Below are 13,530 nucleotides of genomic sequence, written 5' to 3'. Positions count from 1 at the left end.
TGCTATAGCACGCACGCCCCGGAGGCGCGAAGCCGTCAAAGCTCGATGACGTCGACGCGGGAGCCGAGCCGGTCGCGGGCGATCTCCACCACGCTGCGGTGGTGGGCGAAGAGGATCGGCTGCACCCCGGCGCCGATCTCCGCCAGCGCGGCGAGGCCGGCGGCGGTGCGGTCGTCGTCGAAGGTCTGGAAGATGTCGTCGCCGATGAAGGGCGCCGGCTCGTTGCGGCCGGCATAGTCTTCCACGATGGCGAGGCGCAGCGCCAGGAAGAGCTGGTCGCGCGTGCCGTCCGACAATGCCGCACGCTCGAGGATGTCCGTGCCGCGGGCGGCGTAGAGCTGCATGCGGTCGCTCTCGTCGAACCGCTGGGCGAGGCCGCTGTAGGCGCCGTTGGTGAGGGTCGCGAACAGGGCTCCGGCGCGCTCGATCAGCGGCGCGTGGTGGCGCTGGCGCTGCCGCTCGATGGCCGCGGTCAGGAGCTGCGAGGCGATGCGCAGGACCGCCCAGTCGCGCGCCACCCCCTCCATCTCGGCGCTGGCGGCGTTCTTCTCGAACGCGGCCGCCTCGGCGCCGACACTCGCCGACAGCGCCTCGCGCTCGCGTTGGCGTTCGCGCAAGGCCGCGTAGGCGACGTTCTCCTCGTCGGCGAGGCGGGCGGCCTCGCGCGCCAGCTCGTCGCGCCGGGCATCGGCCGTGGCGGGGTCCATCGCGTCGAGGGCGGCGCGGATGGCGCTCTCCTCCTCGCCGGGGGCGATCTCGGAAAAGCGGCGGCGGCACTGGGCGAGGTCGGCGGCGGCCGTGTCGCGCGCGGCGAGGCGCTGGACGAGGTGCCCGCGGTCGCCCTGCGGAAGGCCCGCGAAGGCGGCGTCCGCGGCCTCGGCGACGGCGGCCCGCTCGGCGCGGCGTTCGGCGAGCGCCTCCTCGGCGGCGGCGACGGCGGTGGCGGCGGCCTCGCGGCGCTCGCTCGCGGCGCGGGCGGCGGCGGCCCGCTCGGCCAGCTCGGCGCAGGCGGCGGCGGGCGGGAGCCCGGCGAGGCCCGGCGCCAGCGCGGCGACGAGCCGCTCCACCTCCGCCTCGAACCGGGACTTGTTGGCCAGCAGCGTGGCGTGGCGGCGCTCGGCGGTGTCGCGCCGCTCGATGAGGTCGGGGAGTTCGCGCCACAGGGCGATGGTCGGCGCGGTCTCTGCGGCGGTGGCGCCGGGGGCGAGGCCGAGGTCCGTCGCTGCGGCCGCGAGGCGCCCGGCGGCGGCGGCACGCTCGCTCTGAAGCGTGGCGAGCCGGGCGGTGTGACGGGCGATGGCCTCTTCGTGGTGGTGTCGCAGACGCGTCGTCTGCTGGCCGGTGAGCCACGCCTCTTCGAGGTCGCCGATCCGCGCGGCGAGGCGCGCCGCGAGCGCGTCGGTGGGAAGTGCCGGCAGGGTGAGGCCGATGCTCTCGGCAACGGCGGCGAGAGCTGCGGCGGCCGCCGCCTCGGCCACGTCCAGTGCGGCGATCTCCGCCGTCAGGTCGGCCGCCTCGGCGCGGTCCTCCAGCAGGGTGCCGAGCTGGCGGCGCCATTCGACCATGTCGTCGGGCCTTCCGGGCTCCAGCCCCGCGGCCGTGAAGGGCGCACGCCATGCCTCGCGCTGTGCGGTCAACGTGGCGCGCAGGTCCGCCAGGTCGGCCTCACGCCGGGTGATGTCGCCCGCGAGGTCCGCCGCCTCGGCCTTGAGCGCGGCGTAGGTGTTGACGCGGCTCACCTCGGCGAGAGCCTGGTCGGCGAGGCTGTCGGCCTCCGCGGTCAGCCGTGCCGCCTTGGCGACCGCGCCGGGGGCGTCGCCCAGCGGGGCCTCGCCGGTGGCGGCGCGGGCCACCGTGTCGAACGCGGCGTCGCGCGCCTGACGGGCATGGGCGACGGCCTCCGCGCTTGGGACGGGCCCGCCCGCCTCCGCCTCGGCGATGCGCCGTTCCACCGCCGCGCGGCGCTCCTCCTGCTCGCGCAGGCGCTTGCGGGCCTCCAGACCGTCGCGCTCGATCGCCCGCAGCTCGCCCGCCTGCTCGGCGAGGCGCGCCACGGGCGGCAACCCCGCGATCGCCGGTGCGTCGAGCCGGGGCGGCGGCGACAGCGCCGCGGCCCCTTCCGCCACGGCACGTTCCACCGTGGCGAGGCGCGCGGCGAGCTTGCCGCGGGCCTTCAGCGCATCCAGTCGAGGCTGCAGGGCGGCGAGGTTCGCCTTGGCGTCCTGCGGGTTCGCGGCTCCGGCCCCGTCGCCGGCAGCGTCCAGCGCTTCGAGCGCCTCTTCGGCGGCCTTCAGCGCTCTGACGGTGTCCTCGCGCGCCGCTTCGACCGCGGCCAGCTGCTCCACCGCGGCAGCGGCGCGGGCGAGCGCGGCGTCCGTCGGCTGGCGGGCGGCGATGGCATCGGCGGGGCGACCGAGGCGGCGTGCGCGGTCGGCGATGCGGCCCGCCTCGGCGTCCCGCTCGGCAGCGGCGGCCGGCAGCTCCTCGACGAGGGCGGCGTAGGCGCCGCTGTCCCTGAAGACGGCCTGCACCTCGGCCGCGTGCGCCACCAGCGCCTCGTCGACCGCGATACGCTCGTGCTGGCGGCGCGCGGCGTCGAGCTGCGCCGCCCCCTCGGCGAGGCGCCGCTCGGCGTCGGCGAGGGCGGCGCGGTGCTCGTCGAGCGCGGCGCTCAGCCCTTCCGGGACCGCGTCGAGGTCGCCGTAGGTAGCCAGTCTGGCCGCGCCGGCGTCGATCTCGGCGACGACGCCGCGCAGTGCCCGCAGCCGCTCGATGCGCTTCTCCTCGGTCAGCACCGTCTCGCGGCGCTCGCGGGTCTGGGCGAGGTCGGCCTCGGCCTGGTCGATCGCCTGGTTCAGCTCGCGCCATTCGCCGGGCTTCAGTTCCCCCGCCCGCTCCGCCTCGCGCGCGGCGTTGTAGCGGGCCTGCGCGGCGTTGAAGGCGCGGGTCGAGGCGCGCGGGGCGTAGAGCGCGTCGGCCTCGGCCTCCAGGCCGGTGCGCAGCTCGGTGAGGCCCACCAGGCCCGAGGCGGCCGCCATGACGATCGATCCGAGCTCGCCGCCGGGCTTGAGCATCTCCTCGGCGCCGGCGCGCAGCGTGTCGGAGTCGAGGCCGAAGGAGGCGCCGAAGATCTCGCGCGTCAGCCCGCCGATCCAGGGCGCCAGGGCGTCGTCGTTGAGGGGACTTTCGGCGTCGCTGTCCGCCAGGAGGGTCGCCTTGTTGCCGCGGCGGCGGCGGAAGGCGATGGCCTCCCCCGCCGCGCTCGTCAGCGTGGCGCCGAGGCGCAGGTCCTTCGCCGCATGCAGGAAGTCGGCCTCCTTGGCGTGCGGAAAGCCGAACAGAAGGTCCGAGATCGCCCGCAGCGCGGAGGATTTTCCCGCCTCGTTGGGGCCGTAGACCAGGTGCAGCGCCGCCTCCGGGGCGAACTGGAGCGCGCGGTCGGTATAGGCGGCGTAGCGGATGAGGGCGAGGCGGGAGAGGCGCATCAGCGGCGCGCCCGCGTCGCGACCAGCTCGCACGCCTCAGCGATCAGCGCGGCGGCGTCCTCGCCGAGCGGCGCCTCGCCCGCCGCGCGGCCGGCGGGGAGCCGGGTCGCAATCTCGGCGATCGTCGCCTCGGCGCGGGCGAGCGTCTCGGGATCGGCGGCGAGGTCGCGCAATGCGGCGGCGAGGTCGAAGCCGAAATCGACCGGAGCGGTGTCGGGGGCGGTGAGGTCGACCTTGACCGCCTCCAGCCAGATCTCGGCGTGGACGCGGTGGCAGGCGGCCTGGATGTCGTCGGTCACCTGCGACTTGGCCGCGAGGATCGCCGAGCGCAGCGCCGAGCGGCCGGTCAGCCGCACCCGCAGCGCCAGGACGCGGTCGCCGAGGTCCGCCACCGCCTCCTCGGCGGCCGCCTCCACCGCGGCGAGCACGGCAGGCATGTCGGCCGCGTCGGTGATGTCGACCTCGGCGAGCGCCCAGCGGGCATCGTCGACGATCACCCGCTCGACGCCGGCGACGCGTCCGTCCTCGACGGTGACGACGACGGCGCCCTTGGCCCCCGTCTCGCGCACGCTGCGGCCTTGCAGGTTGCCGGGGAAGACGACGCAAGGATCATCGGCGACGACCGCGAAGTCGTGGACGTGGCCGAGCGCCCAGTAGTCGTACCCGCGCGCGGCGAGGTCGGCGACGGTGCAAGGCGCGTAAGTGGCGTGGGCGGCGTGGCCGGTGAGCGAGGTGTGCAGGACGCCGATGTTGAAGTGCCCCGCGACGGCCGGCGGATAGGCGGCGACGAGGTTGGCGTCCTCCGCCCGCGAGGCGAAGCCCTGGCCGTGCAGCGCCACTTTCAGGTCCGGCAGGGTGAAGGTCGTCGGCCGGCGCGTCTCGAAGGCGTGGACGCTGTCCGGCAGGGCGATGGTCTGAGTGACCACGCTGTCGGCGTCGTGGTTGCCGCGCAGGACGTAGGTCGGGATCCCCGCCCGCGCCAGCCGCGAGACCTCACGGTTGAAGACGAGGCCGACGTGGTTGTCCCGCCACGCGCCGTCGTAGACGTCCCCGGCGATGACGGCGAAGGCGACCTCGGCGGCGAGCGCCTCGTCGACGAGGCGCGTCAGCGCGGTGCGCGTCGCCTGGGCGAAACGCGCGGCGACGGCCGGGTCGCGCACGGCGAGCCCCTTGAACGGGCTGCCGAGGTGCAGGTCGGCAGCATGCAAGAACCGAAAGGTCGTCACCCCATCCTCCGCGGCGCCCAGGGTTACGGCATCGAGCGGGGATTGCGGAAGGCGGCGCGCGCCGGCCGACGCGCGGTCCCCAGCTTTTCGCGCCGCCGGGGCGCCTACGCGAAGCGGGCCAGCGCCAGCCGCACGATGCTGTCGACGTCCGCGTCACCCACGAGCGGATCGTCGATGTCGGAGGCGAAGTCGCTCGGCCAGCCGGCGACGACGCGGGTCACCGCCGGATCCGGCGCGAAGGACACGCGCCCCTTTAACCGTTCCCCGGCGAGCCGCTCCAGGCTCTCGACCAATTGGCGCGGCGTCGTCGTCAGGCCCGGCTGGTGCACTGCGCGGCTGGCACCGAACCTGTCCGCCGGTCGCTCGGCAAGGTTGAGGACGTTCTCGGCCACCCGCTCCACCGAGACGATCGGGAACGAGGCGTCGGGGTCGAGCGGCGAGACCACCTTGCGCCCGACCAGCGGCCCGCGGATCACCTCTCCGACGATGTCCGACACCACCGGCGAGGGCAGTCCGGGCCGCGTCACCACGATGGGGATGCGGATGGCCCGCCCGTCGACGAAGCCGTGCCGGGCGTAGTCGGAGAGCATCAACTCCACCATCGCCTTGGCGGTGCCGTAGGACGTCTGCGGCGTGCAGACCGTGTTCTCCGAGACGCGGCCCGGCAACGTCCCGCCGAAGACCGCGATGGACGACGGGAACACCATCCGCGGCCGTCGCCCGGCGACGCGCGCCGCCTCCAGCGTCCGCAGCGGAACATGCAGGTTGAGATCGTAGCCGGCCGCCACGTCGCGCTCCGACTCGATGGTCAGGAACGCGGCGAGGTGGATGATGACGTCGATGTCCGCGATGAGAGTGGCGAGGTCGTGGTCGACGAGGCTGCCGACCACCACGCGCGTATCGACCGGGGCGGCCGGCGGCGTGGCGGGGACGCGGTCGACCAGGGTCAGCGCGGTGAGTGGCTGGACGCCGTCCGGCCCGTTCAGCCCGCCGCGCCGGATCAACGCCTCGACTACGGCCCTGCCGAGGAACCCGGCCGCGCCCGTGACGAGGACATTGAGCATGGTTCAGCTCACCGTTTCTTTGGCGTTCGCAGGATCTGCGGTCGGGGTGGGTGCGGCCGGCGTCAGATGCGGCTTCTCGCCCTTGCCGCCGCCCCGCAGCTTCGCCCAGCGGTGGCTGATCTCGCCGACGATGCCACGGCGGAACAGAAGCACGCAGAAGACGAACACCAGGCCCTGGATGATCAGCGTCAACTGGCCGATCTCGGCGAGGTAGTTCTGCATGGTGACGATCACCGAGGCGCCGACGATCGGCCCCAGCATGGTGCCCACGCCGCCGAGCATGGTCATCAGCACCACCTCGCCGGACATCTGCCAGGCGACGTCGGTCAGCGAGGCCAGCTTGAAGACCAGCACCTTGGTGGAGCCGGCCATGCCCGCCAACGCCGCCGACAGGATGAAGGCGAGGAGCTTGTAGCGGTCGGCGTCGTAGCCGAGCGAGATCGCCCGCGGCTCGTTCTCGCGGATCGACTTCAGCACCTGGCCGAACGGCGAGTGCACCGCGCGGTAGATGACGAGGACGCCGATCAGGAAGACGGCGAGCACGAAGTAGTAGATGGCGAAGTTCGACTCGAGGCTGATCAGGCCGAGGAAGTGCCCGCGCGGCACGCCCTGGATGCCGTCCTCGCCGTGCGTGAACGGGGCCTGGATGCAGATGAAGAAGACCATCTGCGCCAGCGCCAGCGTCACCATGGCGAAGTAGATGCCCTGGCGGCGGATCGCCAGCAGGCCCATCAGCGTGCCGAGCACGGTGGCGGTCAGCGTGCCGGCGATGATCGCCAGCTCCGGCGTGAAGCCCCATTCCTTGGCGGTGTGCGCCGAGACGTAGGCCGCGAAGCCGAAGAAGGCGGCGTGGCCGAACGAGAGCAGGCCCGCGAAGCCGAGCAGCAGGTTGAAGGCCGCCGCGAACAACGCGAAGCACAGCACCTTGGCGAGGAAGACCGGGTACAGGAAGAACGGCAGCGCGATCAGGGCCGCGACGGCGACCGCGAACTTGGCCCAGCCCAACCAGTTGATGGTGGAGGTGTTCGTGGCCATCACGATGCCTTTCCGAACAGGCCCGCCGGGCGCACGATGAGGACGATGGCCATCACCACGAAGATCACGACGTTGGACGCTTCGGGATAGAACACCTTGGTCAGCCCCTCGATGACGCCGAGCATGAAGCCGGAGATGATCGCACCGCCGATCGAGCCGAGTCCGCCGATGACGACGATGGCGAACACCACGATGATGATGTTGGAGCCCATGATCGGGTTCACCGAGTAGATCGGCGCGGCGAGGACACCGGCGAACGCGGCCAGCCCGACGCCGAGCCCGTAGGTCAGCGTGATGAGCATCGGCACGTTGACGCCGAAGGCGCGCACCAGGTCCGGATTCTCGGTGGCCGCGCGCATCATGGCGCCGAGCTTGGTCCGCTCGATCAGGATGTAGGTGGCGGTGCAGACGATCAGCGAGGCGACGATGACCCAGGCGCGGTAGTTGGGCAGCGCCATCATGAAGGCCGGATCGCCGCCGGTGATCCAGGACGGAATCATCAGCTTCTGCGCCCCGCCCAGCGAATCGGGGATCGAGTAGGGCAGGCCCGACACGCCGTAGAAGTGGCGGAAGGTGCCCTCCAGCACGAGCGCCACGCCGAAGGTCAGGAGCAGGCCGTAAAGGTGGTCGAGGTCATGCAGCGGGCGCAGCAGCAGTCGCTCCAGCACCATGCCGAACGCTCCGACGATGATGGGCGCCAGGATCAGCGCCGGCCAGTAGCCGATGCCGATGATCTGCAACAACAGATAGGCGACGAACGCGCCCACCATGTAGAGCGCACCGTGCGCGAAGTTGACGATATTCAGAAGGCCGAAGATCAGCGCCAGCCCCAGCGAAAGGACGGCATAGAACGACCCGTTGATGAGCCCGATGAGCAGTTGGCCCATGAAGAGCGGCAGCGGGACGCCAAGGAATTCGATCACGACGAAGCCTTTCGCGGGGACGCCGGCCCCAAGGCGGGGGGCCGGCTCTCATTGGCGGACAGGTGGCTTACTTCTCGAGCAGCGGGCAACGCACGTCGTCGAGCGCCTGATAGGCCTCGGCCGCCGGGATGGTCGCCAGGATATTGTAGTAGTCCCAGTCGCCCTTCGAATCCGACGGTGCCTTGATCTGCGCCAGGTACATGTCGTGGAAGTGCAGGCCATCCTCGCGGATCTTGCCGTTCTTGGCGAACATGTCGTTGATCGTCATCGTCTGCAGCTGGTCGACGACCTTCTTGCCGTCGTCCGTGCCGGCTTCTTCGGCCGCCTTCAGGTAGTTCATGACCGAGGAGTAGACGCCGGCGTGGACCATCGTCGGCTTGGAGCCGCCCATCTTCTCGGCATAACGATCCGCGAACTCGCGCGTTTCGTCGTTCAGGTCCCAGTACCAGCCGGTGGTGATCGTCAGACCTTCGGTGGTCTCGAGGCCCAGCGCGTGGATGTCGGTCAGGAAGATGAGGAGACCGGCGAGCTTCTGCCCGGCCGCCACGATGCCGAATTCCTGCGCCTGCTTGATGGAGTTGACCGTGTCGCCGCCCGCGTTGGCGAGGCCGATGACGTCGGCGCCGGAGGCCTGGGCCTGCAGCAGGAAGGAGGAGAAGTCCTGGTTCGACAGCGGCGCGCGGACCGAGCCGAGCACCTCACCGCCGGCGCCCTTCACGGCGTTCGACGTGTCGGTCTCCAGGGCGTGGCCGAAGGCGTAGTCGGCGACGATGAAGAACCAGCTCTTGCCGCCTTCCTTCACCATCGCGCCGCCGGTCCCGGTGGCGAGGGCGTAGGTGTCGTAGACGTAGTGGATGCCGTTGGGCGAGCACTGCTCGTTGGTGAGCGCGGTGGTCGCGGCGCCCGAGTTCAGCGAGACGATGTTCTTCTCGGTGGCGACCTGCTGCACCGCGAGGCCCACGGCGGAATTCAGGATGTCGAAGATCGCGTCGACGCCGTCGGTATCGGCCCACTGGCGGGCGATGTTGGCGCCGATGTCGGCCTTGTTCTGGTGGTCGGCCGAGACGAGCTTGATGGGCTTGCCGTTGAACTCTCCGCCATAGTCGTCGATCGCCATCTGCGCGGCGACGACGGAGCCCTGGCCGCCGACGTCGGCGTAGACGCCGGACATGTCGGTCAGCACGCCGAGAGCGATGCCGTCGTTGGAATACTGGGCTTGCGCGCTCACCGTCATGGCGAGACCCGCGGCGCCGGCCAGAAGGACCTTGTTGAGACCCATTGCTCTTCTCTCCCTCTAATTTTCGTTGGTCGAACCGTTAGACGCCCAGATATTGGGTCAATTTTTCGCGGTTCTCGTCGATCGCCTCATTGGCGATCTCGTCGATCACGTTGCCATGTTCGACGACGTAGTGCCGATCGGCCACCGAAGAGGCGAACCGGAAGTTCTGCTCCACCAGAAGAATGGTGAAGTGTCTTTTTCTGAGTTCTTGGATCGTACGACCGATCTGCTCGACGATGACGGGGGCCAGGCCCTCGGTCGGTTCGTCGAGCAGAAGAAGTTTGGCGCCCGTGCGCAGGATCCGCGCGATCGCCAGCATCTGCTGTTCGCCGCCGGACAGCTTGGTGCCCTGGCTCTTGCCCCGCTCCTTGAGGATCGGGAAGAGATCGTACACCTCCTCCAGCGACATGCCGCCTTCGGCGATCACCGGCGGCAGGGTGAGGTTCTCCGTCACGTTGAGCGAGGAGAAGATGCCGCGCTCTTCCGGGCACAGCGCCATACCGAGCCGGGCGACCTTCTCGGCCGGCATGCCGATCGTCTCGGTGCCGCTGAGACGCACCGACCCGGTGCGGTTCTTCACCATGCCCATGACGGAGCGCAGCGTGGTCGTCTTGCCGGCGCCGTTGCGGCCGATCAGCGTCACCACCTCGCCGGCGCGGACCTCGAAGTCCATGCCGTGGAGGATGTGGCTTTCCCCGTACCAGGCGTTGAGGCCCGCGACCTTCAGGAGCGGTTCGCTCACGCATGGCCTCCCATGTAGGCGGCGATCACCTCGGGGTTCTTCGAGACGTCCTCGTAGGACCCTTCGGCGAGCACCTGACCGCGCTGCAGCACGGTGATGGTATCGGACAGGTCCGCCACGACGCCCATGTTGTGCTCCACCATGAGCACGGTACGCCCCTCGGCGGCCTTGCGGATGAGGTCGACGACACGCTGGATGTCCCCGGTCGACATGCCGGCCATCGGCTCGTCGAACAAGAGCACCTCCGGCTTCAGCGCCAGCGTGGTGGCCAGCTCCAGCAAACGCTTACGACCATAGGACAGCTCGACAGCCAGCGCGTCCCGCAGGTCGTATAGGCCGACGGACTGCAGGATCTCGTCCACCTCGTCGTTGAGCTGGTTCAGCACCCCTTCCGGCGTCCAGAAGCGGTAGGAGTTCTTCATCTGCCGCTGCAACGCGACGCGCACGTTCTCCCGGCACGTCAGGTGCGGAAACACCGACGAGATCTGGAACGAGCGCACCATGCCGCGCCGCGCCAGCGCCGCCGGCTTGACGCTGGTGATGTCCTTGCCGTTGAGCCAGATCTGGCCCGAGGACGGCGTCAGGAACTTGGTGATGAGGTTGAAACAGGTGCTCTTGCCCGCGCCGTTCGGCCCGATCAGAGCATGGATGGAGTGACGCCGGACCTTGAGATCGACGCCTTGAACCGCAAAGAAACCGCCGAATTGCTTCGTCAGCCCTTTGGTCTCGATCGCGATGTCGCTCAACGTTCCGGGCCCCGCTCCGCGATGACCTCCGACAGTCCATCCGCGCGAGCGAGATCGCGCCTGCTCAACAGGCGTGCACCGTCCTCGCCGCGTGGACAATCGAGTTGCTCGAACGCCACCTAACCTCCCATTGGATCTTAGCGATCCTTTCTTTCACTTGCCGCTACAATGCATGCGGAAACGCCTTTCGCAAGTCCAAGTCTTAGGCAAATGGGGCAGATGGTGGGCGAGAAGGCCACACTAAGGCATTGACCCGTGTCGACATCCGGCGCCGCTGTCGCTACCTGAGGAACGCATGAAAACCGATGCGCGCCTCCCGATCCGCGATGGTCCAAGATCCTCGACGATTCCGGCGCGCCGACCGCTGGAGGGACATTCGTGAGCGGCGTCAACGAGATCCGCACGAAATTTCTGGATTATTTCGGTGAGGCCGGCCACCAGGTCGTCTCCTCGTCCCCGCTCGTGCCGCGCAACGACCCGACTTTGTTGTTCACCAACGCGGGCATGGTCCAGTTCAAGAACGTCTTCACCGGCGCCGAGCACCGTCCGTACAATCGCGCCGTGACCTCGCAGAAGTGCGTGCGCGCCGGCGGCAAGCACAACGACCTGGAGAACGTCGGCTATACCGCGCGGCATCACACCTTCTTCGAGATGCTGGGCAACTTCTCGTTCGGCGACTACTTCAAGGATCGCGCGATCGAGCTGGCCTGGACCCTCGTCACCAAGGAATTCGGCCTCCCCGCCGATCGTCTGCTGGCGACCGTCTATGCCGACGACGACGAGGCGTTCGACCTGTGGAAAAGAATCGCCGGGCTGCCCGATTCGAAGATCATCCGCATCCCGACGGACGACAACTTCTGGCGCATGGGCGACACCGGCCCCTGCGGTCCCTGCTCGGAGATCTTCTTCGACCATGGCGACCATATCTGGGGCGGCCCGCCGGGCTCTCCGGAGGAGGACGGCGACCGGTTCATCGAGATCTGGAACCTCGTCTTCATGCAGTACGAGCAGCTCCCCGGTGAACGGGTCGACCTGCCGCGCCCGTCGATCGACACCGGCATGGGCCTGGAGCGCATCGCGACGATCCTCCAGGGCGTGCACGACAACTACGAGATCGACCTCTTCCGCGGCCTGATCGGAGCGGCGGAGGACGCGATCGGCGTCAAGTCGCGCAATGCGGACGGAACGCTCAACCCGTCGTTCAAGGTGATCGCCGACCACCTGCGCGCGCTCGGCTTCCTGATGGCGGACGGGGTTCTCCCCTCCAACGAAGGCCGCGGCTACGTGCTGCGCCGCATCATGCGCCGCGCCATGCGCCACGCCAACATGCTGGGCGCCACCAAGCCGGTGCTGCACAAGCTGGTCCCCGCGCTCACCCGCGAGATGGGCCAGGCCTACCCCGAGCTGCAGCGGGCCGAGGCCCTCATCATCGAGACGACGGAGCAGGAGGAGATCCGCTTCGGCCGCACCCTGACGCGCGGCCTCTCGCTGCTGGAGGAGGCCACCGGGGGGCTCTCGCAGGGTGCCTCGCTCCCCGGCGAGACCGCCTTCACCCTCTACGACACCTACGGCTTCCCCTACGATCTGACCGAGGACGCCCTGCGCCCGCGCGGCATCAAGGTCGACCGCGCCGGGTTCGACAGCGCGATGGAGGAGCAGAAGAAGAAGGCGCGCGCCAACTGGTCCGGCTCGGGTGACGCGGCGGACGAGCGCGTCTGGTTCGCGGTGCGCGACCGCGTCGGCGCGACCGAGTTCCTCGGCTACGACACCACCCGCGCCGATGCCACCGTCGCCGCGATCGTGGTGGACGGGGCCGAGGTGCAGTCGGTCGACGCCGGCCAGGAGGCGCGGGTCGTCTTCAACCAGACGCCGTTCTACGCCGAGTCCGGCGGCCAGGTCGGCGACCAGGGGACCGCCTTCGCCGGCGCCACCCGGTTCGCGATCGGCGACACCGCCAAGCTCGCCGACGGGCTGTTCGTCCACCGCGGCACGGTCGAGGCCGGCACCCTCGGTGTGGGCGACGCGATGACCCTCCAGGTGGAGGACGAGCGGCGCGACATGATCCGCGCCAACCACTCGGCCACGCACATCCTGCACGAGTGCCTGCGTCAGGTGCTGGGCGACCATGTCGCGCAGAAAGGCTCGCTGGTCGCGCCGGAGCGCCTGCGCTTCGACTTCGCCCAGCCCCGGCCGATCACCGACGAGGAGATCGCCACCGTCGAGCGCGCCGCCAACAGCCGCGTCCGCGAGAACGACGTGGTGGACACCCGCATCATGGGTGTGGACGACGCGATCGAGTCCGGCGCGCGCGCCCTCTTCGGCGAGAAGTACGGCGAGGAGGTCCGCGTCGTCTCCATGGGGCGCGAGGGGAACCGGCGCTTCTCGGTGGAGCTGTGCGGCGGCACCCATGTCGCCCGCACCGGCGATATCGGCCTCATCACCATCGTCGAAGAGGCGGCGGTGTCGGCCGGCGTTCGCCGCATCGAGGCGCTGACGGGTGAAACCGCGCGGCGCCACCTCTCCGGCGCACGCGAAAAGCTGCGCGCCGTCGCCGGCGCCATGCGCGTCGCGCCGGACGAGGCGCCCGCCCGCGTCGAGGTGCTGGTCGAGGAGCGCCGCCGGCTCGAGCGCGAGCTGGAAGAGGCGAAGAAGAAGCTGGCGCTGGCCGGTCCGGCCCAGGCGGACGCCGCGCGCGAGATCGCCGGCGTCACATTCGTCGGCCGCGTGGTCGACGGGTTGCCCGGCAAGGCGCTGAAGGGTCTGGCCGACGAGGCGCGCACCGCCGCCGGTTCCGCCGTCGTCGCCATCGTCGGCCGCGAGGAGGGCCGCGCGTCCGTGGTGGTCACGGTCTCGCCGGATCTCGCCGAGCGGTTCGACGCCGTCGCCCTGGTGCGGGCCGGCTCGGCCGCGCTCGGCGGCAAAGGCGGCGGCGGCCGGCGCGACATGGCCCAGGCCGGCGGCCCCGACGCCGACAAGGCCGACGAGGCGATCGCCGCCATCGCCACCGCGATGGAAGGCGCCGCCTGACAC

General features: G+C 70.5%; 9 protein-coding genes. 1 reads left to right on the top strand and 8 read right to left on the bottom strand.

The window, feature by feature from the left end; all coding sequences use genetic code 11:
• Positions 1–35 precede the first annotated feature (35 nt).
• The 8 genes from MRB58_RS15030 to MRB58_RS14995 all read right to left on the bottom strand — a co-directional run bounded on the left by MRB58_RS15030 (position 36) and on the right by MRB58_RS14995 (position 10,500).
• Positions 36–3,518 carry a YhaN family protein gene (locus MRB58_RS15030; RefSeq protein ID WP_244777935.1) on the bottom strand — a complete coding sequence of 1,161 codons (3,483 nt, stop codon included), beginning with the start codon at positions 3,516–3,518 and terminating at the stop codon, positions 36–38.
• Entirely contained in the window at positions 3,485–4,711 is a 1,227-nt protein-coding gene (locus MRB58_RS15025; protein ID WP_244777934.1) for a DNA repair exonuclease, read from the bottom strand. The genes MRB58_RS15030 and MRB58_RS15025 overlap by 34 nt, the downstream gene beginning before the upstream one ends.
• A 104-nt stretch (positions 4,712–4,815) precedes the next feature.
• Positions 4,816–5,775 (bottom strand): NAD-dependent epimerase/dehydratase family protein, encoded by a 960-nt coding sequence (locus MRB58_RS15020; protein WP_244777933.1) that lies wholly within the window; start codon positions 5,773–5,775, stop codon positions 4,816–4,818.
• 3 nt (positions 5,776–5,778) lie between these two features.
• On the bottom strand, positions 5,779–6,810 hold the full coding sequence (locus MRB58_RS15015; RefSeq protein WP_244782000.1) for a branched-chain amino acid ABC transporter permease: 1,032 nt from the start codon (positions 6,808–6,810) through the stop codon (positions 5,779–5,781).
• Entirely contained in the window at positions 6,810–7,733 is a 924-nt protein-coding gene (locus tag MRB58_RS15010) for a branched-chain amino acid ABC transporter permease (protein WP_371747184.1), read from the bottom strand. Before MRB58_RS15010 ends, MRB58_RS15015 begins: the two co-directional genes overlap by 1 nt.
• A 67-nt stretch (positions 7,734–7,800) precedes the next feature.
• The gene (locus MRB58_RS15005; protein WP_244777932.1) at positions 7,801–9,012 is read right to left on the bottom strand and encodes an ABC transporter substrate-binding protein; all 1,212 of its coding nucleotides are present in this window, start codon (positions 9,010–9,012) and stop codon (positions 7,801–7,803) included.
• Between the two features lie 37 nt (positions 9,013–9,049).
• Complete coding sequence (locus MRB58_RS15000) at positions 9,050–9,754, bottom strand: ABC transporter ATP-binding protein (protein ID WP_244777931.1); 705 nt, start codon at positions 9,752–9,754, stop codon at positions 9,050–9,052.
• Complete coding sequence (locus MRB58_RS14995; RefSeq protein ID WP_244777930.1) at positions 9,751–10,500, bottom strand: ABC transporter ATP-binding protein; 750 nt, start codon at positions 10,498–10,500, stop codon at positions 9,751–9,753. The genes MRB58_RS15000 and MRB58_RS14995 overlap by 4 nt, the downstream gene beginning before the upstream one ends.
• A 378-nt stretch (positions 10,501–10,878) precedes the next feature.
• Between MRB58_RS14995 and alaS the strand changes: the two genes are divergently transcribed.
• Positions 10,879–13,527, top strand: coding sequence for an alanine--tRNA ligase (gene alaS / locus MRB58_RS14990; protein WP_244777929.1), 2,649 nt, complete (start codon positions 10,879–10,881; stop codon positions 13,525–13,527).
• Positions 13,528–13,530 lie beyond the last annotated feature (3 nt).

It is taken from the genome of Acuticoccus sp. I52.16.1, assembly GCF_022865125.1.
In the GTDB taxonomy this organism is placed as follows: domain Bacteria; phylum Pseudomonadota; class Alphaproteobacteria; order Rhizobiales; family Amorphaceae; genus Acuticoccus.
This window is presented reverse-complemented; position numbering and strand designations above follow the sequence as displayed.

Bases quoted from the DNA above. Each gene is read 5' to 3' on its own strand.
- MRB58_RS15020 (WP_244777933.1), bottom strand. From the start codon at position 5,775: ATGCTCAATGTCCTCGTCACGGGCGCGGCCGGGTTCCTCGGCAGGGCC.
- MRB58_RS15015 (WP_244782000.1), bottom strand. From the start codon at position 6,810: ATGGCCACGAACACCTCCACCATCAACTGGTTGGGCTGGGCCAAGTTC.
- MRB58_RS15005 (WP_244777932.1), bottom strand. From the start codon at position 9,012: ATGGGTCTCAACAAGGTCCTTCTGGCCGGCGCCGCGGGTCTCGCCATG.